The sequence below is a fragment of the Pseudomonas sp. GD03875 genome, from assembly GCF_029840585.1.
Classification (GTDB): domain Bacteria; phylum Pseudomonadota; class Gammaproteobacteria; order Pseudomonadales; family Pseudomonadaceae; genus Aquipseudomonas; species Aquipseudomonas paralcaligenes.
Window position 1 is genome coordinate 45815 of the sequence record NZ_JAOCCV010000011.1, and the last position, 20568, is coordinate 66382.

Genomic DNA, 20568 nt, shown 5'->3' on the forward strand with positions numbered 1-20568 from the left:
TCAGCCCTCCTTCTCGATGCGAGCCAGGTTGTCCCGCAGGATCGGGCCGTACTCGTACTTGCCTGCGCACACGTAGGAGCACAGGGCCAGGTCTTCTTCGTCCAGTTCGAGGCAGCCGAGCTTCTGCGCCATCTCGGTGTCGCCGACGATCAGGTAGCGCAGCAGCTGGGTCGGCAGGATGTCGAGCGGCATCACCGCCTCGTAGTTGCCCACCGGGACCATCGCCCGGGGGCTGCCGTTGGTGCTGGTGTCCATCGCCAGCTTGCGACCGCCCAGCAGCCGGGAGACGAAGATGTTCAGCACCGAATGCTTGTTCACCCCGGGGCGCAGGTAGTGCAGCAGCTGCCGCTCGGTGCCTTCGTGCAGGCACGAGACCTGGACGTGGTAGCGACCGAGGAAGGCGAAGGCGCCGTGGGAGGTACGGCCGCCCAGCACCGAGCCGGAAATGATCCGGGTATGCCCGGGTCGCAGCTCGCCGGCGCACAGCTCTTCCAGGCTGACGCCCAGGCGCGTGCGCAGCAGGCGCGGCCGTGTCACCACCGGCCCGGCCAGGGCCACCACGCGCTCCGGGTTCAGGTAGCCGGTGGTGAACAGCGCGCCGATGGCCAGCACGTCCTGGTAGCCGATCTGCCACACGCTCCGGGTCGCGCCGACCGGGTCGAGGAAGTGGATGTGGGTGCCCGGCAGGCCCGCCGGATGCGGCCCGGCGAATTCGACCGGGGTGGCCTGCGCCTCGCCCGGCAGGGAAACGCCCGGCGCCTTGCACAGGAACACCCTGGCCAGGCGCGCCAGCACGGCCAGGCCGTTGGCGAAGTCGTCGGCGCGCTCGCCGATGATCACGCTGGGGTCGGCCGCCAGCGGGTGGGTATCGATGGCCGTGACGAAGATCGAGCTGGGCACGGCGTCGACCGCCGGCACCTTGCTGAACGGACGGGTGCGCAGGGCGCTCCAGAGGCCGGACTGCTGCAGGTTCTCGCGCACCAGCGCGGCGTCCAGGGAGGACAGCCGGGAAGCTTCGTAGCGGGCGAACTCGACGACCTCATCGCCTTCCAGGTCGATCACCACCGACTGCAGCATGCGTTGCTCGCCCCGGTGGATGGCGGCGACCACGCCGGCTCCCGGCGAGGTGAAGTGCACGCCCGGATTCCGCTTGTCCGAGAACAGGACCTGGCCGAGGCGGACCCGGTCGCCCACCTGCACGGCCATGGTCGGCCTCATGCCGTGATAGTCACACCCCAGCAGCGCCACGCTGCGCGCGGCCCTGGCGGGCTCCACGCGCTGCTCGGGAGCGCCGCTGATGGGCAGGTCCAGCCCACGCTTGATCTTGATCATCCGAAAAATCCAAAGCCCGCTTGTCCGGCCTTCCCATGTCGCAAAAAAACGCCAGGCGGCTGCCGGAAGCAGTCACCGAAGGGCACGACTCGGGAAAAATTCTCGGAATTATAAGGACATAAGCCAGGTGAAGCACACCGGCCAGCTCTTATTTCGACCAGTAAGTCGTAACACCAAGCAACAGGCCATGAAAAAACCGTGCCGACACTCCCCGCGACACCCTGCCGCACAGGCCCCGAAACGAATAGGCCACACCCAACCTGTGGGAGCGGCCTTGGCCGCGAAATCCGCGGATGAGCCGGATTGCCACCCGACGCGCCCGCAAGAGCACGATGGCGCCACCAACACGCCATGAGCCATAGCCACCAGCGAAAAACGGGAGCCGAAGCTCCCGTTTTGCGTGTTGCCTTGCGCTTAGCGCGGGAAGGCGGGCGGGTTGACCCCGGCCATGTCTTCCATCACGCGGACCACCTGGCAGCTGTAGCCGAACTCGTTGTCGTACCACACGTACAGCACGACGCGGTTGTCGTTGCTGATGGTGGCTTCGGCATCGACCACACCGGCGTGGCGCGAGCCGACGAAGTCGGTGGACACCACTTCCTGGGAGTTGACGAAGTCGATCTGCTTCTGCAGGTCCGAGTGCATGGCCATCTGGCGCAGGTACTCGTTGATCTCTTCGCGGGTGGTGGCCTTCTCCAGGTTCAGGTTGAGGATGGCCATGGAGACGTTCGGCGTCGGCACGCGGATGGCGTTGCCGGTCAGCTTGCCCTTCAGCACTGGCAGGGCCTTGGCGGCGGCGGTGGCGGCACCGGTCTCGGTGATCACCATGTTCAGCGCGGCGCTGCGGCCACGTCGGCTGCCCTTGTGGAAGTTGTCGATCAGGTTCTGGTCGTTGGTGTACGAGTGAACGGTCTCGACGTGGCCGTTGACGATGCCGTACTGATCATTCACGGCCTTCAGCACCGGCACGATGGCGTTGGTGGTGCAGGAAGCGGCGGAGATGATCTTGTCGTCGGCGGTGATGTCGCCATGGTTGATGCCATGCACGATGTTCTTCAGCGCGCCCTTGCCCGGCGCGGTCAGCACCACGCGATCGACACCCGGGCAGGCCAGGTGCTGACCCAGGCCCTCGGCGTCACGCCAGACGCCGGTGTTGTCGACCAGCAGGGCGTTCTTGATGCCGTACTGGGTGTAGTCGACTTCCTTCGGGTCCTTGGCATAGATCACCTGGATCAGGTTGCCGTTGGCGGTCAGGGTGTTGTTTTCTTCATCGATGGTGATGGTGCCGTTGAACGGACCATGCACGGAGTCGCGGCGCAGCAGGCTGGCACGCTTGACCAGGTCGTTGCTGGCGCCCTTGCGCACGACGATGGCGCGCAGGCGCAAGCCGTCGCCGCCACCTGTCTTCTCGATCAGGATACGGGCCAGCAGGCGGCCGATGCGACCGAAGCCGTACAGAACCACGTCGGTGCCTTCGCGGGCGGCGCCGTTCTGCTTGCCGGCCACGTCGGCCAGCTCGTCCTTGGTGAACTGCTCGATGCTGCGGCCGTTGGCCTCGGTCTTGAACTTGGCGACCATCTTGCCCAGGTCCACGGAGGCGGCACCCAGTTTCAGGTCGCTCATGGTCTTGAGGATGGGGAAGGTATCGTGCACGGAGAGCTCGCTCTCGCCGTCCAGGCGGTGGCGGGCGAAGCGGTGGGCCTTGAGGATATCGATCACCGAACGGTTGATCAGGCCACGGCCGTAGATCGAGGTCACGACATTGTTGTTGCGGTAGAGCTGGCCGATCAGCGGAATCATCGCTTCCGCGAGGGCTTCACGGTCAATCCACTCACCGAGACACTGGTCGGGCTTCTGAGTCACGAGCTATACCTTCCGCATGTAGGGGCTGAAAAAAGGGGCTACATTATGCCGACCGCCGCCAGGCGGGGCAATGTACGCCTGTCGCGACGCATGCAGCCTCCCCCACGGCTCGCGACCTCAAGTAGGCGGCAGGTTCGCCGATATGGTCAATACTCTGACGAATTCGGCACCAACCTGGAGTACCGGGGCCTTCGCTTGCGCTCTGCATGGATGTTCGCGCGATACTCCATGGGGAGATGCTTATGCTGGCTCAATTGACGGTACGTGCAAGGCTGTTGTTGCTGGCGGTGGTGCCACTGCTGGTGCTGGTGGCAGTCATCGGCATGGCGCTGGCCAATGCCAGCAAGCTCAACGACAGCTTCGACGAGCTGTTCAAGGACCGCATGCGGCCCATCAGCCAGCTCAAGGTGGTGGCCGACGCCTACGCGATCTCGATGGTCGATGCGCTGCACAAGTACCGCGGCGGCACCATCGATGAAACGGCGCTGCGCAGGATCTTCGGCGAAGCCCGCAGCGAAGGCGACAAGGCCTGGAGCGAGTACATCGCCACCCGCCTGACCACCGAGGAAAGCAGCCGGGTCGAGCGCACCAAGCCATACCTGCAGCGGGTGCAGCAACTAGCCGACCAGTACATGGGGCAGGTCGCCAATGGTCAGCTGCTGGCCACCGACGCCACCACCTTCAACCGCACGCTGTACGACACCTTCGACCCGCTGGACGGCGAGCTGAATGGCCTGATCGCCCTGCAACTGAACGAAGGCGAGCGCCTCGGCGCCGCCACCGCCGCCCAGTACCTGTCGATGCGCAACACCTTCATCGTCATCGGCGGGGTGGCACTGCTGCTGGTGCTGGGGGCGGCGCTGGCGATCAGTCTGTCGATCATCCGTCCGCTGTCCAGCCTGCGCAGCGTGATCAGCGAGGTGCAGGAGTCCTCCAACCTGACTCTGCGCGCTAATGCCGACGGCCGTGACGAAGTGTCCTACACCGCCCGCGCCTTCAATCTGCTGCTGGAGCACCAGCAGTCGCTGATTCGCCATCTGACGGATACGGCCGTACAGCTTGCCGCCGCCTCCGAAGAGATGAGCGCGATCAGCACCCAGGTCAGCCAGGCAGCCACCACGCAGGGCGACCAGACCAACATGGTCGCCACGGCGGTGCACGAGATGAGCGTGGCGGTGCAGGAAGTGGCACAGAATGCCCAGTCCACGGCGGGCAATGCCGACAAGGCGAACAAGGAGGCACGCCAGGGCAGCGAGCTGGTGCAGTCCAATCTGCGGGCGATCCAGGGCCTGTCGGAGTCGGTGGAGAAGGCCGGCGAAGTGATCGACACCCTGCACGCCCAGAGCGACGAGATCAGCAAGGTGCTCGGCGTGATTCAAAGCATCGCCGAGCAGACCAACCTGCTGGCGCTCAACGCCGCCATCGAGGCCGCACGGGCGGGCGAGGCCGGGCGCGGTTTCGCCGTGGTCGCCGACGAGGTGCGCAGCCTGGCGAGCAATACGCAGAAGGCCACCGAGTCGATTCGCGGCATGATCGACGCCCTGCAAAGCGGCGCGCGCAGCGCGGTGAGCGCCATGCAGCTGTCGCGCGAGCAGGCGCAGAACAGCGTCAGCCATGCCCGCGAGGCCGGCGAGGTGCTCAACCACATCGCCCACGCCATCGAAGGCATCGCCGACGGCAACGTGCAGATTTCCGCCGCCACCGAGGAGCAGACGGCGGTCGCCAACGAGATCAGCCAGAACATCAGCAGCCTCAACGACAGCATCGGCGAGGTGGTCAGCAGCGCCGAACAAAGCTCGCTGGCAAGCCGCGACCTGGCGCAACTGGCTAACGGCCTGCAGCAGCAGATTCAGCGCTTCCGCGCCTAAGAAGCCTGTCTCACCCCGCCAGACAACGTGGTTTTTCTCCCAGCACCTTACTCTCCCCCGTCACCCCGGCGCAGGCCGGGGTCCAGGAGACGCGCAGGCAGCGCCGTGCTGGCAACTGGATACCGGCCTGCGCCGGTATGACGGGCTTCTTGGATGATGCGCTGAAGAAAAACCGAGCTGCCGGCAAGCGCTACAAAAGCCTTGGATAGCCTTCAAGCCCCCTGCAAGCCCGGCTGACACGCTCTCGGCCTTGCTTCGCGCCAGGCCTGCAGCGCGCGGCTTGAAGCCTGCCGCGGCTTTAAGCGCTACAATCGCCCCTTTCTTTTCGCCAGGGACCGTGACACCCGTGCCCGTACTGCACTTGCCGAAACTGCCGGGAGCCGCCGGCAAACAGCACTGGGGCAACCTGCCCGGGGCCGCGCTGAGCCTGGCCGTCGCCGAAGCCGCCAGCGAGGCCCGCCGCTTCACCCTGCTGCTGACCGCCGACAGCCAGAGCGCCGAGCGCCTGCAAGAAGAGCTGGCGTTCTTCGCCCCGGACCTGCCGGTGCTGCACTTCCCGGACTGGGAAACCCTGCCCTACGACGTGTTCTCGCCGCACCAGGACATCATTTCCCAGCGTATCGCCACCCTCTACCGCCTGCCGGAGATCAAGCACGGCGTGCTGGTGGTACCGATCGCCACCGCCCTGCACCGCCTGGCGCCGACCCGCTTCCTGCTCGGCTCCGGCCTGGTGCTGGACGTCGGCCAGAAGCTCGACGTGGAAGAGATGCGCGGCCGCCTGGAAGCGGCCGGCTACCGCTGCGTGGACACCGTCTACGAACACGGCGAGTTCGCCGTGCGCGGCGCGCTGATCGACCTGTTCCCGATGGGCAGCGACACGCCCTTCCGCATCGACCTGTTCGACGACGAGATCGAGACCCTGCGCACCTTCGACCCGGAGACCCAGCGCTCTGTGGACAAGGTGGAATCCATCCGCCTGCTGCCGGCCCGCGAGTTCCCCCTGGAGAAGAAGGCCGTCACCGACTTCCGCGGGCGCTTCCGCGAGCGCTTCGATGTCGATTTCCGCCGCTGCCCAATCTATCAGGACCTGGCCTCCGGCATCACCCCGGCCGGCATCGAGTACTACCTGCCGCTGTTCTTCGAGGAAACCGGCACCCTGTTCGACTACCTGCCGGGCGATACCCAAGTGTTCTCCCTGCCCGGCATCGAACAGGCCGCCGAGCAGTTCTGGCTCGACGCGCGCAACCGCTACGAGGACCGCCGCGTCGACCCGGAGCGCCCGCTGCTGCCGCCGGCCGACATCTTCCTGCCGGTGGAAGACTGCTTCGCCCGTCTGAAACGCTGGCCGCGCGTGGTGGTCATCCAGGAAGACGTGGAGGTCGGCGTCGGCCGCGAGCGCTTCGACGCCCGCGCCCTGCCCGACCTGGCGATCCAGGCCAAGGCAACCGAGCCGCTGGCCGCCCTGCGCCGCTTCATCGAGGAATATCCGGGCCGCGTGCTGTTCAGCGCCGAGTCCGCCGGCCGCCGCGAGGTGCTGCTGGAGCTGCTGGCGCGGCTCAAGCTCAAGCCGATGGAAGTGGCCGGCTGGAAGGCCTTCGCCGAGAGCCGGGAGCGCCTGGCCATCACCATCGCCCCGCTGGACGAAGGCCTGCTGCTCGACGACCTGGCCCTGGTCGCCGAGAGCCCGCTGTTCGGCCAGCGCGTGATGCAGCGCCGCCGCCGCGAGAAATCGCGCGATGGCGGCGACAACGTGATCAAGAACCTCACCGAGCTGCGCGAAGGCGCGCCGGTGGTGCACATCGACCACGGCGTCGGCCGCTACCTGGGCCTGGTGACCATGGAGTTCGACGGCCAGGCCGCCGAATTCCTCGCCCTGATGTATGCCGAGGAAGCCAAGCTCTACGTGCCTGTGGCCAGCCTGCACCTGATCGCCCGCTACACCGGCAGCGACGACGCCCTCGCCCCGCTGCACCGCCTCGGCTCGGAGACCTGGCAGAAGGCCAAGCGCAAGGCCGCCGAGCAGGTGCGCGACGTCGCCGCCGAATTGCTTGACATCTACGCCCGCCGCGCCGCACGCGAGGGCTATGCGTTCAAGGACCCGGCCGTCGACTACGCCACCTTCAGCGCCGGCTTCCCCTTCGAGGAGACCCCGGACCAGCAGAACGCCATCGACGCGGTGCGCGAGGACATGCTGGCGGCCAAGCCGATGGACCGCCTGGTGTGCGGCGACGTCGGCTTCGGCAAGACCGAGGTGGCCATGCGCGCCGCCTTCATCGCCGTCCATAGCGGCAGGCAGGTGGCGGTGCTGGTGCCCACCACCCTGCTCGCCCAGCAGCACTACAACAGCTTCCGCGACCGCTTCGCCGACTGGCCGGTGACGGTCGAGGTGATGAGCCGCTTCAAGTCGGCCAAGGAAGTCAGCGAGGCGGTGGTCAAGCTGGCCGAGGGCAAGATCGACATCGTCATCGGCACCCACAAGCTGCTGCAGGACGATGTGCGCTTCAAGGACCTGGGCCTGTGCATCATCGACGAGGAACACCGCTTTGGCGTGCGCCAAAAGGAACAGCTCAAGGCCCTGCGCAGCGAAGTCGACATCCTCACCCTTACCGCCACGCCGATTCCGCGCACGCTGAACATGGCGGTGTCGGGCATGCGCGACCTGTCGATCATCGCCACGCCGCCGGCGCGGCGACTGTCGGTGCGCACCTTCGTCATGGAGCAGAACAACCCGACGATCAAGGAAGCGCTGCTGCGCGAACTGCTGCGCGGCGGCCAGGTGTACTACCTGCACAACGACGTGAAGACCATAGAGAAGTGCGCCGCCGACCTGGCCGCACTGGTGCCCGAGGCACGCATCGGCATCGGCCACGGGCAGATGCACGAGCGCGACCTGGAACGGGTGATGAGCGACTTCTACCACAAGCGCTTCAACGTGCTGATCGCCTCGACCATCATCGAGACCGGCATCGACGTGCCCAGCGCCAACACCATCCTCATCGAGCGTGCCGACAAGTTCGGCCTGGCCCAGCTGCACCAGCTGCGCGGCCGGGTCGGCCGCAGTCACCACCAGGCCTACGCCTACCTTCTCACTCCGCCGCGCAAGCAGATGACCGAGGACGCGCAGAAGCGCCTGGAGGCCATCGCCAACGCCCAGGACCTGGGCGCCGGCTTCGTCCTCGCCACCCACGACCTGGAGATCCGCGGCGCCGGCGAACTGCTCGGCGACGGCCAGAGCGGGCAGATCCAGGCGGTCGGCTTCACCCTCTACATGGAAATGCTCGAACGCGCGGTGAAGGCCATCCGCAAGGGCGAGCAACCGAACCTGGAGCAGCCGCTGGGCGGCGGCCCGGAGGTCAACCTGCGGGTGCCGGCGCTGATCCCCGATGACTACCTGCCGGACGTGCACAGCCGCCTGATCCTCTACAAGCGCATCGCCTCGGCCGCCGACGAGGACGGCCTGAAGGAGCTGCAGGTGGAGATGATCGACCGCTTCGGCCTGCTGCCCGAGGCGACCAAGAACCTGATGCGCCTGACCCTGCTCAAGCTGCAGGCGGAGAAGCTCGGCATCAAGAAGATCGACGCCGGTCCCCAGGGCGGGCGCATCGAGTTCGCCGGCGACACCTGTGTCGATCCACTGGTGCTGATCAAGCTGATCCAGAGCGCGCCGGCCCGCTACAAGTTCGAAGGCGCCACCCAGTTCAAGCTGCAGGTGCCGATGGAACGCCCGGAAGAACGCTTCAACACCCTGGAGGCGCTGCTGGAGCGCCTCGCCCCGCAATCCGCCTGAAAGGACTGACCCGATGCGTGCGCTCCGCCCTCTTTTCCTGCTGCTCTGCCTGATGGCCCCGACCGCCTTCGCCGACGGCCTGTACCAGATCGAGCTGATCGTCTTCCGCCAGTCGGGCGAGACACTGTCCTCCAGCCAGCCGGCGCCGGACGACTGGGCCGTGGGCGCCATGCCCATCGCCGGCAACGAGCGCGGCACCGCGCTGAACGAGGAAGCGGCGCGGCTCAGCCCGGGCAACGGCTACCAGGTGCTGCTACACAAGGCCTGGGCGCAGCACCTCGGGGCGGTGCCAGAGAAGTCCTGGATCGGCACCGGCAACGAGCAGTTCGGCCACTTCCCGGTGGAAGGCGTCGTCACCCTGAGCGAACAGCAACGCCTGGTCGACCTGGAGGCGGACTTCTGGATCAACCGCTTCGACAACGACGGCCTGCTCACCGGCAGCGAGCGCGTGCGCCAGAAGAGCCGCCTGAAGCTGGGCGAGCTGACCTACCTGGACAACGGCAGCCTGGGCGTGCTGGTCAAGGTCACGCCGAACTGACCACGCCCCGCGCGGCTGGCGCCCGCTAGCCGCCGTGGACGGTAACCCGGTTACGGCCGCCGTGCTTGGAGTGGTAGAGCGCGCGGTCGGCCCATTCGATCAGCTGCTGGTGATCCTGGCTGGCCTGCCCCAGGTCGGCCACACCCAGGCTGATGGTGAAGCGGATTTCCTGGCCGTCGGCGTCCACCACCAGCGCCTCCACCAGTTGCCGCAGGCGCTCGGCGAACAGCCTGGCGCCGACCTTGTCGACGTCGGGCAGCAGCACCACGAACTCCTCGCCGCCGTAGCGCCCGGCGATGTCGGTCTCGCGGATCGCCTCGCGCACCACCTCGGCGACGAACTGGATGACCTTGTCGCCGGCCGGGTGGCCGTAGGTGTCGTTGATCCGCTTGAAGTGGTCGATGTCGAAGATCACCAGCGCCGCCATGCTGCCGTAGCGACGATGGCGCGAGTACTCCCGGCGCAGCTCCTCTTCCCAGTGGCCGCGGTTGTTCAGGCCGGTCAACCGGTCGGTGCGCGCCAGGTGCTTGAGCTGCTGGTTGGCCGACTGCAGCTGGTGCTTGTTCACCGCCACGTCGGTGACGTCGTAGATGATCAGGCAGACATGCTCGATGCGGCTGTTGGTGGCCTGCAGCGGCAGGATGGTGGTGTTCTGGTACATGAAGTCTTCCTGCCCGGTGATCGGCTGGTAGTTCTTGAACCGCACCAGATAGGGCCGCTGCTCCCAGATGGTGAACGCCGGCGTGCCCAGGGTGGCAACGCTGTCCACCTTGTGGCGGAACCACTCCTGCTCCACCTCCGGGAACAGGTCGAAGAAGGACTTCTGCAGCACCTCTTCCGGCGGACGGCCGGAGCGGTTCTCCATGAAGCCGTTCCATACCTCGATACGGAACTGGCGGTCCAGCACCACCACGCCGACATCGATGCTCTGCACGATGGTCAGCAGCCAGTGGAATTCGTTGAGATCGACGGTCTCGGCCATGGATCAACCCATCATGTAGGCGAGTTTCTTGGTCAGCAGCGGCACCGAGTCCTCGGTGAACAACAGCATCAGATCGAAGTGGATATCGTGGCCTTCGATGCTGTAGCTGAACTCCACCGCCAGCGTCTTGCGCCAGCGCTGCTGGTTGAGGCGGATCAGTTCGTCGATCGGCGCGTGCTGGCCGAGAATCTGCGGGTGGCCCTGGGAGAAACGGATGTTGATCTGCTCGGCGATGCCGCTGAGGCAGGCACCGATCAGCACGCTGCCCATGTCCAGCAGCATCTCCATGGACGACGCCTCGACGGCCTCGCGGTGTAGCAGGCGGGCCATGTGCTCCACTTCCGAGTCGTGGAAGATCAACAGCGCCTCGCCGGCGATGCCCCCGCCGATATAACCCTGGCAGACGGCGGTCAGGCGCTCGTCGCTCTGGGCATCGGCCAGGGCCATGTGCAGCTCGCCGACCTCGAGGATGTTGACGTTGGGCAGCGGCAATTGCACGAACACCCCCAGCACCCGCGCCAGCAACGCGGCGGCACGCCCCATGGCGACGTTGATCACCTCGCGGAAGGCATCGCGGAAATTGACCTCGGGCTCGCTCGCCGCCGGCGCGGGCGCCGACGTCGGCTCAGCCGTCGCGACCTCGTCGAACAGCCCCAGGCGCTGCAGGGTCTCGCGCACCAGCGCGGGGTCGGCCGGCTTCTTCAGGAAGGCCAGCGCACCCAGCTCGGTCACCCGCCGTATCGCTTCTTCCTGCACATCGCCCGACACCACGATGACCCGGCACTCCAGCCCCTCGTCCCGCAAGGCGGTGAGCACGCCGTAGCCATCCAGCACCGGCATGGTCAGGTCGAGCAGGAGCAGATCGATGCCTCCCTGGCGAATCCGCTCCATGGCCTCCTGGCCATGGGCAGCCTGACAGACATCCACCGGCCACTCGGGCGGCAGCGCTCGCAGCAGCTGCTTGCGCGCCATGGCGGAGTCGTCGCAGACCAGCAGTGAAAGGGTTGTCATCGGCACTAGCCTCGAAGCACGCGGGCCCGAACGACGGGCAGGCAGGCAAACTCCATAAGGAAGCACTTTTCATCGGCAAAAGCCATATCAATATGCCACCATCCAGCTCGGGAATCGCCATTTGCGACAACGAGCACGCTTGCGACCCCAATCATGTCGGAAAAGCTCCCCGGCATCCTGCACCTGGCGCGTTACATCACCAATAAAAAAGGCGCCCTGGGGCGCCTTTTCATAAATAGCCGAGCAATCAGTAGTACGCATTCTCGCGATTGCTGTGGTCGGTCACGTCGCGCACGCCCTTGAGTTCGGGGATGCGCTCCATCAGCGTCTTCTCGATGCCCTCCTTCAGCGTGTAGTCGGCCTGGCCGCAACCCTGACAGCCGCCGCCGAAACGCAGCACGGCGATGCCTTCCTCGACCACGTCGACCAGGCTCACCTGGCCGCCGTGGCTGGCCAGGCCCGGGTTGATCTCGGTCTGCAGGTAGTAGTTGATCCGCTCGGTGACCGGGCTGTCCTCGTTGACCATCGGCACCTTGGCATTCGGCGCCTTGATGGTCAGCTGGCCGCCCATGCGGTCGGTGGCGTAGTCGACCACGGCGTCTTCCAGGAAGGGCTCGCTGACGGCGTCGATCCAGGCAGTGAACTCCTTCAGCGCCAGGGCGGTGTCTTCCGGTTTCTGCTCGCCCGGCTTGCAGTAGGCGATGCAGGTTTCCGCGTAGGGCGTGCCGGGCTGGGTGATGAAGACGCGGATGCCGATGCCGGTGGTGCTCTGCTTCGTCAGCAGATCGGCCAGGTAATCGTGGGCGGCGTCGGTAATGGTGATGGCGCTCATGGCAACTCCTCGCAAAACGTCGGGCCAGTGTACGCCATCGGCCCTCGGGGATAAAGTCCTAGTATTTTAGTAGGAATAATTCCCAGCATCAGGAAAACCTCCCCCGGTCGATGGTTTCGCCATCCGTCCGGCACGCCACAGTCGCTCGGCAAGGCTGGTAAAGTAGCGCGCTTTTTTGCCCACCCACCGACGAATCGGAGTTCCGGATGTATCGTTTCGCACGCGGCCTGACGCTGGCCGCCACCCTGCTGGCCGGCAGTCAGGCACTGGCCGCCGACCTGCTGCAATGGCAGGACAACAGCCTGACCTACCTCAACGGCATCGACTTCAGGATCGATCCGCCCAGGCAACAGACCGTGACCTTCGAGCACGCCAGCGGCTGGAGCTTCGGCGACCTGTTCATCTTCGTGGACGGCATCAAGTACAACACCGAGGCCACCAACGGCGCCGGCGACGGCCATACCTTCTATGGCGAGATCAGCCCGCGCCTGTCGTTCGGCAAGATCAGCGGCGCCGATCTCTCCTTCGGTCCGATCAAGGATGTGCTGCTGGCCGCCACCTACGAGTTCGGCGAGGACGACGTCGACGCCTACCTGCTCGGCCCGGCCATCGACCTGGACATTCCCGGCTTCGACTTCTTCCAACTCAACACCTACTACCGCGAACCCGATGGCAAGCGCGACGGCAGCGGCGTGTGGCAGATCACCCCGGCCTGGAGCTACACCATCCCGGTCGGCAACTCCGACCTGGTGATCGACGGCTTCATGGACTGGGTCGTGGACAACGACGACAGCTACCACGCCAACCTGCACTTCAACCCGCAGGTCAAGTACGACCTGGCCAAGGCCATGGGCTGGGGCAAGCGCTTCTACGTCGGCGTCGAGTACGACTACTGGAGCGACAAGTACGGTATCGACGACGACAGCTACCTGGGCGACGAGATCCTCGGCGGCACCGACCAGAGCGCGATCAGCCTGCTGCTGAAGGGACATTTCTGATGACGCTCCGGGGCGGTGCCCGCCGCCCCGCGATCTCCCCTCGCCTTGCCCTGGATCAGTTCCCGCCATCCGCCCAGCGGCTAACCTGAAGCAAATAACGGGGAGGACGCGCACATGGACCAATACCACATCATGCTGGCGCTGCTGATCGTCGGCTTCCTGCTGCTGGGATTCGGCTTCAACTACCGCGAACACGAATGGGGCGTGCGCCTGATGAGCGCCGGCATCGTGGTGACCCTCGCCCCGATCGCCTTCCGCCTTTACCTGGCGCTGCAGGTGCCGGGCTGAACCGCCTTCCGGCGCGTCGGGATTGTCGGAAGCCATGCGCTGAAAGATAATGTTTCTCACTTAAAGTGAGAGCATCCGCATGACGTCCTCCCCCTGCGCCGCGCCCGCGCTCCGCCAGCAGGTGCTGCACCGCCTGTTCGGCGACCACCATGGCTGGCTGCTCGGCCGCCTGCAGGCACGCCTGGGCTGCCGCCACGACGCGGCGGACATGGCGGCGGAGACCTTCGTCCAGATCGTCGCCCTGCCTGACCCACAGGCCATCCGCGAACCGCGCGCGCTGCTCACCACCATCGCCAAACGGCTGATCTACGCCAGCTGGCGCCGCCGCGACCTGGAGCGCGCCTACCTCGAGGCCCTGGCCCTGCAACCGGAAGCGCTGGAGCCGTCGCCGGAGGAACGTGCACTGGCGATGGAGACCCTGCTGGCCGTCGACGCCCTGCTCGACGGCCTGTCGCCCAGGGCCCGCGCCGCCTTCTTCTACAGCCAGCTGGACGGCATGAAGTACGCCGACATCGCCGCCCTGCTCGGCGTCTCCACCATCCGTGTGCGCCAGTACGTGGCCAAGGGCCTGAAGCTCTGCTGCCAGGAGCTGCTGACGTCATGAGCCGGGCCATCGAACAGGCCATCGAATGGACCGCCTGCCTGCGCTCCGGCCAGGTCGAGGCGCACGAGCGGCGCGCCTTCGACGCCTGGCTGGCGGCCGACCCGAGCCACGCCCAGGCCTGGGCCGCCGTGCAGCACCACCTCGGCATCGCCCTCGGCCCGCTGGCCGATGGCAACCCGGCGGTCCGCCGCGCCCTGCAGGTTTCCGGCAGCCGCCGCGCCCTCCTGCGCGGCGCCCTGGCCCTGGCCGGCATCGGCATCGGCGCTCATCTGCTCGGCCGACCCGGCATGCCGCTGGAACTGGGCGCCGACCTGCGCAGCGGCACCGGCGAACGCCTGAACAGCGTCCTGGCCGATGGCAGCCAGCTGCAACTGGACGCCTGCAGCGCCGTCGACCTGGCTTTCGACGCCACGGCGCGCAACCTCACCCTGCGCAGCGGCAAGCTGATCGTCGGCGTCCACCCGGATGCCCGTCCGTTCCGCGTGCATACTCCGTGCGGCAGCGTCAGCGCCATGAGCGGCCGCTTCATGGTCGCCCTGCACGACGACCGGGTGCATGCCTGGGCACTCGACACCAGCGCACGAATCGAGACCCGCGACGGCACGCGCCTGACCCTCCAGGGCGGCCAGGGCGCGCGCTTCGACGCCACGCGGATCGAGCCGCTGCCCGCCAGCCGCAGCGGCGAAAGCAGCTGGTCCGGCGGCTGGCTGAGCGTCGACGACTGGAGCCTGGCCGAGGTGATCGACGCGCTGCGCCCCTATCGCCACGGCGTGCTGCGGGTGACCCCGGAAGCCGCCGGCCTGCGGGTCTCCGGCCTGTTCCCGCTGGACGACAGCGACCGCGCCCTGGCGGCGCTGGAGCAGGCCATGCCGCTGCGCATCGACCACTACCTGGGCTGGTGGACCCGCATCGAACTGCGCAGCTGAACCCCGCGAAAAAAATTTCTCGGCCCCTATATCGCTTTCGCGCGCTCGTCGCACATAGGTCCTGACAACCGCTCGACGAAGCGGACCGACACGACCCATGGAGCCCACATGTCCCATCGCCCCGCGTTCCCCCTCGCCCCGCTGTGCCTGGCACTGCTGTTCGGCCTGCCGGCCGCCGCCCAGGCCGCCTCGCCCGCCGACCTCAGCCTGACCGTCCAGGACTTCGACCTGCCGGCGGCGCCCCTGGCGCGAACCCTCGACAGCATCGCCCGCCAGAGCGGCCGCCCGATCGTCTATTCCCCGGCGCTGACCAGCGGTCTGGAGGCCCCAGCGATACGCGGCCGGATGAGCGCCGAGCAGGCCCTGCGCGAAGCCCTGCGAGGCAGCGGCCTGGCCCTGCGTGTGACCGGCGACGGCACCCTGACCCTGGAGGCGCTCTCCGGCGAGGCCATGACCCTGGGCGAAGTGCATATCAGCGGCACCACCCGGGAATCCGCCTTCGGCCCGGTCGACGGCTACGTGGCCACCCGTAGCGCCAGCGGCAGCAAGACCGACAGCGCGCTGATCGAGATCCCGCAGACCATCAACGTGGTGACCCGCGACCAGGTCCAGGCCCAGGGTGCGCAGAACATCGTCGAGGCGGTGCGCTACACCCCCGGCGTGGTCGCCTCGTTCGGCGACAGCGACAGCCGCAACGACGTCCTGCAGAGCCGCGGCTACTACCTGCGCTACAACCTCAACGGCTCGCGCCTGCCCTACGGCGCCTACAGCGCGGCGATGCTGCGCATCGAACCCTACGGCCTGGAGCGGATCGAGACGATCAAGGGCCCGGCCTCGGTGCTCTACGGCCAGAGCACGCCGGGCGGGCTCGCCAACCTGGTGAGCAAGCAGCCGACCTTCGAACCGCTGCGCGAGGTGCAGCTGCAGACCGGCAGCAACGACCGCGCCCAGGGCGGCCTGGACCTGAGTGGCCCGCTGGACGAGGGCGGCACCCTCGCCTACCGCCTCACCGGCCTGATCCGGGACACCGGCGGCGACGTCGACTACGGCTACGACAAGCGCACCTTCGTCGCCCCCGCCCTGACCTGGCAGCCGAACGAGGACACCCGGCTGACCTTCCTCAGCCATTACCAGGAGGACGACACCCTCTCCGACTATGTACCGTTGCCGGCCGGCGCCAGCCTGCACTCCGGGCCGAACGGCCGGTTGCCGCGCGACCGCTACCTGGGCGAGCCGCGCTTCGACGGCTACGAGCGCATCCAGTCCTCCCTCGGCTACCTGTTCGAACACCGCATCGACGACGTCTGGTCCCTGCGCCAGACCCTGCAGTCCAACCACGTCGAGGTCGACACCTTCGCCAGCCCGGGCTACCTGCTGAGCGCGGACGGCCGCCAGCTGAGCCGGGTCGCCACCCATGGCGAAGGCGAGGCGCGCAGCCTGACGGTCGACACCACCGTCCAGGCCGACTTCGCCACCGGCCGCGTCGGCCACACGGTGCTGATCGGCCTCGACTACCTGGACCTGACCGACGCCTACCGCTTCGCCTCGGCACCCTACTCGACGCCGCTGGATGTCTACGCGCCACGCTACGGCCAGGCGGTGCCCACCCTGATACCGCGCATCGACTACGACCAGCACCGCGAGCAGACCGGCCTCTACCTGCAGGACCAGATCCGCCTGGAGCGCTGGGTGCTCACCCTTGGCGCCCGCCAGGACTGGGTCTCCACCCGCACAGAGACCGGCCTGGCCGCACGCACCCAGGCCAGCCAGCGCGAGGACAAGCCGACCGGCCGCATCGGCCTCGCCTACCTGTTCGACAATGGCCTGGCGCCCTACGCCAGCTACTCCACCTCGTTCGAGCCGCTCGACGGCACCGACTTCTCCGGCCAGCCGTTCAAGCCGATGACCGGCGAGCAGTACGAGGTGGGCCTGAAGTACCAGCCGCCGGGCGGCGAGAGCTTCGTCACCCTTTCGGCCTTCCAGCTGACCCAGGAGAACGTCACCACCCCCGACCCGGACCCGAGCCACGTCGGCTTCAGCGTGCAGACCGGCGAGAGCCGCGTACGCGGCCTGGAGCTGGAGGCCAAGGCCAGCCTGCAGCGGCGCCTGGACCTACTGGCCTCCTACGCCTACATGGATTCCGAGGTGACCCGCGCCAACGCCGCGGCAGGCGGCAGCAGCCTCGAAGGCAACGAGATACCCCAGGTGCCGGCGCACCAGGCGTCCCTGTGGCTCGACTACCGCCTGGACGAGGGTCCGCTGCGGGGCGCCGGGGCCGGCTTCGGCGCGCGCTACATGAGCAAGGTCTACGGCGATGCCGCCAATACCCTGGAGATGCCCGGCCGCACCCTGTTCGACGCCACCCTGCACTACGACCTCGGCCAGGCCGCCAGCGAACTGGACGGCGCCGAGCTGCGCCTGAGCGCCAACAACCTGCTGGACAAGCGCTACGTGGGCTTCTGCCAGAACGCCCTGCAGTGCTACTACGGCCAGGGCCGTACCCTGCTGGCCACGCTCAGCTACCGCTGGTGAGGGGTCGCGCCGGCGCCCGGGGGGCGCCGGCTGCTGGAGGCGCTGGTGAGTGGGCGCTATTTCCAGCGCTCGGCGGCCGCCTGGTCGCTGGCGCGCCCTTCCACCCAGCGCTCGCCCTCCGGCGTGTCTTCCTTCTTCCAGAACGGCGCGCGGGTCTTCAGGTAATCCATGATGAAGGCACAGGCGTCGAACGCCGCCTGGCGATGGGCACTGGCGGTACCGACGAAGACGATGGGCTCGCCCGGCTCCAGCCGGCCGACCCGGTGCAGCACCTCCACCCGCAGCAGCGGCCAGCGCCCCTCGGCCTCGGTGACGATGCCGGCCAGGGCCTTCTCGGTCATGCCCGGGTAGTGTTCGAGGAACATGCCGCGCACGTCCTGGCCGTCGTTGTAGTCGCGCACGTGGCCGACGAAGGTGACCACCGCGCCGATGCCCAGATTGGCGGCGTGCAATGCATTGAGCTCGACGCCCGGATCGAAGGGCTCGACCTGTACCCGGACGCCCACCCTAGCCTCCCGTGACCGTGGGGAAGAAGGCCACCTCGTCGCCATCGGCCAGCTCTGTATCCAGGCTGCACAGCTCCTGGTTGCGCGCGCACATCAGGTTCTGCTCGCCCAGCACCTGCCACACGCCGCCGCGGCTAAGCAGGTGCTCGCGCAGCTGTGCCAGGCTGCCCAGAGCGGCACGCTGCAACTGCTCACCGTCGATGCCCAGCACCTCCCGGTAGCGGGCGAAGTACTGCACGCGGATCATGTCAGGGTCCCCACCTCATGGTAGTCTCGCGGATAGTCGCCGCTCTTGCCACCGGACTTCTCCAGCAGGCGCACGGCCTCGATGACGATGCCGCGGTCCACCGCCTTGCACATGTCGTAGAGGGTCAGCGCGGCGATGCTGGCGGCGGTCAGCGCTTCCATCTCCACCCCGGTCTGCCCGGCCAGTTTGCAGCGCGCCTGGATGCGCACGCAGTCGAGGCCCTCGGCCTCCAGCTCGACCTTGATGCTGGTCAGCAGCAGCGGGTGGCACAGGGGGATCAGCTCATGGGTCCGCTTCGCCGCCTGGATGCCGGCGATGCGCGCCACAGCAAACACGTCGCCCTTGGGATGGCTGCCGTCGGCGATCATCGCCAGGGTGGCAGGCAGCATGCGTACGCGGGCCTCGGCCAGCGCCTCGCGGGCGGTCACCGCCTTGTCGGTGACGTCCACCATGTTGGCGCGGCCTTGGGAGTCGAGATGGGTCAGCATGGAGAAGTCCTGCGTCATGGCGAAGGACTCCAGTGTCCAGCCGCGAGCCGCAAGCTGCAAGTCGCCCCTTGCCGCTCGCGGCTTGCCTGCGGCTACATGTTGGCTTCGGCGTACTCGGCCAGCACCGAGCGCGGCACTCCCTGCAGCGTCACGTGCACGCCATGGGGGAAGTTCTTGAAGCGCTCGGTAAGGTAGGTCAGGCCAGAGCTGGTGGCCGACAGGTAGGGCGTGTCGATCTGCGCCAGGTTGCCCAGGCAGATCACCTTCGAACCGCTGCCGGCGCGGGTGATGATGGTCTTCATCTGGTGCGGGGTGAGGTTCTGGCACTCGTCGATCAGGATCAGGCTCTGCTGGAAGCTGCGCCCGCGGATGTAGTTGAGCGATTTGAACTGCAGCGGCACCTTCTGCAGGATGTAGTCGACGCTGCCATGGGTGCTCTCGTCGTCCATGTGCAGCGCTTCCAGGTTGTCGGTAATGGCGCCCAGCCAGGGCTCCATCTTCTCCGCCTCGGTGCCGGGCAGGAAGCCGATGTCCTCGTCCAGCCCCTGCACGCTGCGGGTGGCGATGATGCGCCGGTAGCGCTTGCTGACCATGGTCTGCTCGATGGCCGCGGCCAGCGCCAGGATGGTCTTGCCGGAACCGGCCGCGCCGGACAGGTTGACCAGGTGGATGTCCGGGTCGAGCAGCGCGTACAGCGCCAGCGCCTGGTACAGGTCACGTGGGCGCAGCCCCCAGGCCTCCTGGTGCAGCAGCGGCTCCTGGTGCAGATCGAGGATGGTCAGGCTGCGGCCGTCGATGCCCTTGACCCAGCCGACGAAGCCCTGCTCGTCGACGATGAACTCGTTGATATGCACCGCCGGCAGGTTGTCGGTGAGCTGCACCTCGTGCCAGGTGCGGCCATGCCCCTGGCGCGTCTCGACCTTGCTCACGCGGTCCCAGAAGGAGCCGGAGAGGTTGTGGTAGCCGCGCGACAGCAGGTTGACGTCGTCCACCAGCTGGTCGGTGTGGTAGTCCTCGGCGGAGATGCCGCAGGCGCGCGCCTTCAGGCGCATGTTGATGTCCTTGGTCACCAGCACCACGGGCGAGCCGCTGCGCCGGCTCTGCAGCTCCACCAGCTGATTGATGATCTTGTTGTCGTTGAGGTGCTCGGGCAGCCAGGTGATCGGCTCCGCGCGCTTGCTCATGAGAATCGACAGGGTGCCCTTGGGCTCGTTCTTGCCACGGCGGATCGGCACGCCCTGCTCCACTTCCTCGGGGCTGGCCTCACCCAGGGTCTGGTCGATCAGGCGAATGGCCTGGCGGCATTCGGCGGCGACCGTGTGCTTGCCGGTCTTGAGCTTGTCCAGCTCCTCCAGCACGGTCATGGGGATGGCGACGTGGTGTTCCTGGAAATTCAGCAGCGCGTTGGGATCGTGGATCAGGACGTTGGTGTCGAGGACGTAGAGGGTGGGCTGGGTGGAGCGGGTGCGTCCGTGATCATCCATACTCGGTCACCTTATCGAGGGGCCTGGACGGCGAAGCCTCTACAGCGCTGCGCCGCGGAGGACCGCCCACCTCCCGAACGGAACGGGATGACTCAGCAAAGGTGATGGCCGAGGCCCGCCACCTGTGCTGCAGGGTTCGGCGGTCTGCTTTTTTAATACCCCAATCCGGATTACAGAAAAAAGAACTTTTTCTTCATCGAAACGCTTTTTTAACTGCTCGACGAATAGCGCTTGGCGCAAGGCGGACCCGCCGTTACAGTCGGAAGTCCTGCCTCACCCGCC

Annotated in this window: 17 protein-coding genes; 8 read left to right on the forward strand and 9 right to left on the reverse strand. The window is 67.1% G+C overall.

The window, feature by feature from the left end:
- Both N5D30_RS12135 and N5D30_RS12140 read right to left on the reverse strand, forming a co-directional pair.
- Complete coding sequence (locus tag N5D30_RS12135; RefSeq protein ID WP_279909182.1) at window positions 1-1332, reverse strand: Na(+)-translocating NADH-quinone reductase subunit A; 1332 nt, start codon at window positions 1330-1332, stop codon at window positions 1-3.
- A 414-nt stretch (window positions 1333-1746) separates the two neighbouring features.
- Complete coding sequence (locus N5D30_RS12140) at window positions 1747-3195, reverse strand: glyceraldehyde-3-phosphate dehydrogenase (protein ID WP_220814782.1); 1449 nt, start codon at window positions 3193-3195, stop codon at window positions 1747-1749.
- A gap of 242 nt (window positions 3196-3437) precedes the next feature.
- On the opposite strand from N5D30_RS12140, the gene N5D30_RS12145 reads away from it, so the two are divergent.
- From N5D30_RS12145 to N5D30_RS12155, 3 genes are all read left to right on the forward strand, one after another.
- Window positions 3438-5063, forward strand: coding sequence for a methyl-accepting chemotaxis protein (locus N5D30_RS12145; protein WP_279909183.1), 1626 nt, complete (start codon window positions 3438-3440; stop codon window positions 5061-5063).
- Window positions 5064-5409: 346 nt separating this feature from the next.
- A complete protein-coding gene (mfd, locus tag N5D30_RS12150) occupies window positions 5410-8850 on the forward strand; it encodes a transcription-repair coupling factor (protein ID WP_279909184.1) in 3441 nt (1146 codons plus the stop codon).
- Window positions 8851-8863: 13 nt separating this feature from the next.
- Window positions 8864-9388, forward strand: a complete 525-nt coding sequence (locus tag N5D30_RS12155; RefSeq protein WP_279909185.1) for a CsiV family protein — start codon at window positions 8864-8866, stop codon at window positions 9386-9388.
- 25 nt (window positions 9389-9413) lie between these two features.
- Here the strand turns inward: N5D30_RS12155 and N5D30_RS12160 are convergent, their stop codons facing one another.
- The 3 genes from N5D30_RS12160 to nfuA all read right to left on the reverse strand — a co-directional run bounded on the left by N5D30_RS12160 (window position 9414) and on the right by nfuA (window position 12213).
- Window positions 9414-10370: a diguanylate cyclase gene (locus tag N5D30_RS12160; RefSeq protein ID WP_279904309.1), complete on the reverse strand. Its 957-nt coding sequence runs from the start codon at window positions 10368-10370 to the stop codon at window positions 9414-9416.
- A gap of 3 nt (window positions 10371-10373) precedes the next feature.
- Entirely contained in the window at window positions 10374-11381 is a 1008-nt protein-coding gene (locus N5D30_RS12165; RefSeq protein ID WP_279909186.1) for a response regulator, read from the reverse strand.
- Between the two features lie 247 nt (window positions 11382-11628).
- On the reverse strand, window positions 11629-12213 hold the full coding sequence (gene nfuA / locus N5D30_RS12170) for a Fe-S biogenesis protein NfuA (RefSeq protein ID WP_279909187.1): 585 nt from the start codon (window positions 12211-12213) through the stop codon (window positions 11629-11631).
- Window positions 12214-12419: 206 nt separating this feature from the next.
- Between nfuA and N5D30_RS12175 the strand changes: the two genes are divergently transcribed.
- The 5 genes from N5D30_RS12175 (at window position 12420) to N5D30_RS12195 (ending at window position 17561) form a co-directional block, all read left to right on the forward strand.
- Complete coding sequence (locus tag N5D30_RS12175) at window positions 12420-13211, forward strand: outer membrane protein OmpK (protein ID WP_279909188.1); 792 nt, start codon at window positions 12420-12422, stop codon at window positions 13209-13211.
- 114 nt (window positions 13212-13325) lie between these two features.
- Window positions 13326-13499 carry a hypothetical protein gene (locus tag N5D30_RS12180; RefSeq protein ID WP_220814772.1) on the forward strand — a complete coding sequence of 58 codons (174 nt, stop codon included), beginning with the start codon at window positions 13326-13328 and terminating at the stop codon, window positions 13497-13499.
- Window positions 13500-13578: 79 nt separating this feature from the next.
- Entirely contained in the window at window positions 13579-14103 is a 525-nt protein-coding gene (locus tag N5D30_RS12185) for a sigma-70 family RNA polymerase sigma factor (RefSeq protein ID WP_220814771.1), read from the forward strand.
- Window positions 14100-15029, forward strand: a complete 930-nt coding sequence (locus N5D30_RS12190) for a FecR domain-containing protein (RefSeq protein WP_279909189.1) — start codon at window positions 14100-14102, stop codon at window positions 15027-15029. The genes N5D30_RS12185 and N5D30_RS12190 overlap by 4 nt, the downstream gene beginning before the upstream one ends.
- A gap of 108 nt (window positions 15030-15137) precedes the next feature.
- On the forward strand, window positions 15138-17561 hold the full coding sequence (locus N5D30_RS12195; RefSeq protein ID WP_279909190.1) for a TonB-dependent siderophore receptor: 2424 nt from the start codon (window positions 15138-15140) through the stop codon (window positions 17559-17561).
- A gap of 56 nt (window positions 17562-17617) precedes the next feature.
- Here N5D30_RS12195 and moaE read toward each other — a convergent pair whose 3' ends face one another.
- From moaE to N5D30_RS12215, 4 genes are all read right to left on the reverse strand, one after another.
- Window positions 17618-18067 (reverse strand): molybdopterin synthase catalytic subunit MoaE, encoded by a 450-nt coding sequence (moaE, locus tag N5D30_RS12200; protein WP_279909191.1) that lies wholly within the window; start codon window positions 18065-18067, stop codon window positions 17618-17620.
- A 1-nt stretch (window position 18068) separates the two neighbouring features.
- Window positions 18069-18314 carry a MoaD/ThiS family protein gene (locus tag N5D30_RS12205; RefSeq protein ID WP_279909192.1) on the reverse strand — a complete coding sequence of 82 codons (246 nt, stop codon included), beginning with the start codon at window positions 18312-18314 and terminating at the stop codon, window positions 18069-18071.
- A complete protein-coding gene (gene moaC / locus N5D30_RS12210) occupies window positions 18311-18802 on the reverse strand; it encodes a cyclic pyranopterin monophosphate synthase MoaC (protein WP_279909267.1) in 492 nt (163 codons plus the stop codon). Before moaC ends, N5D30_RS12205 begins: the two co-directional genes overlap by 4 nt.
- Window positions 18803-18894: 92 nt before the next feature.
- Window positions 18895-20286 carry a PhoH family protein gene (locus N5D30_RS12215; RefSeq protein WP_220814765.1) on the reverse strand — a complete coding sequence of 464 codons (1392 nt, stop codon included), beginning with the start codon at window positions 20284-20286 and terminating at the stop codon, window positions 18895-18897.
- Window positions 20287-20568 lie beyond the last annotated feature (282 nt).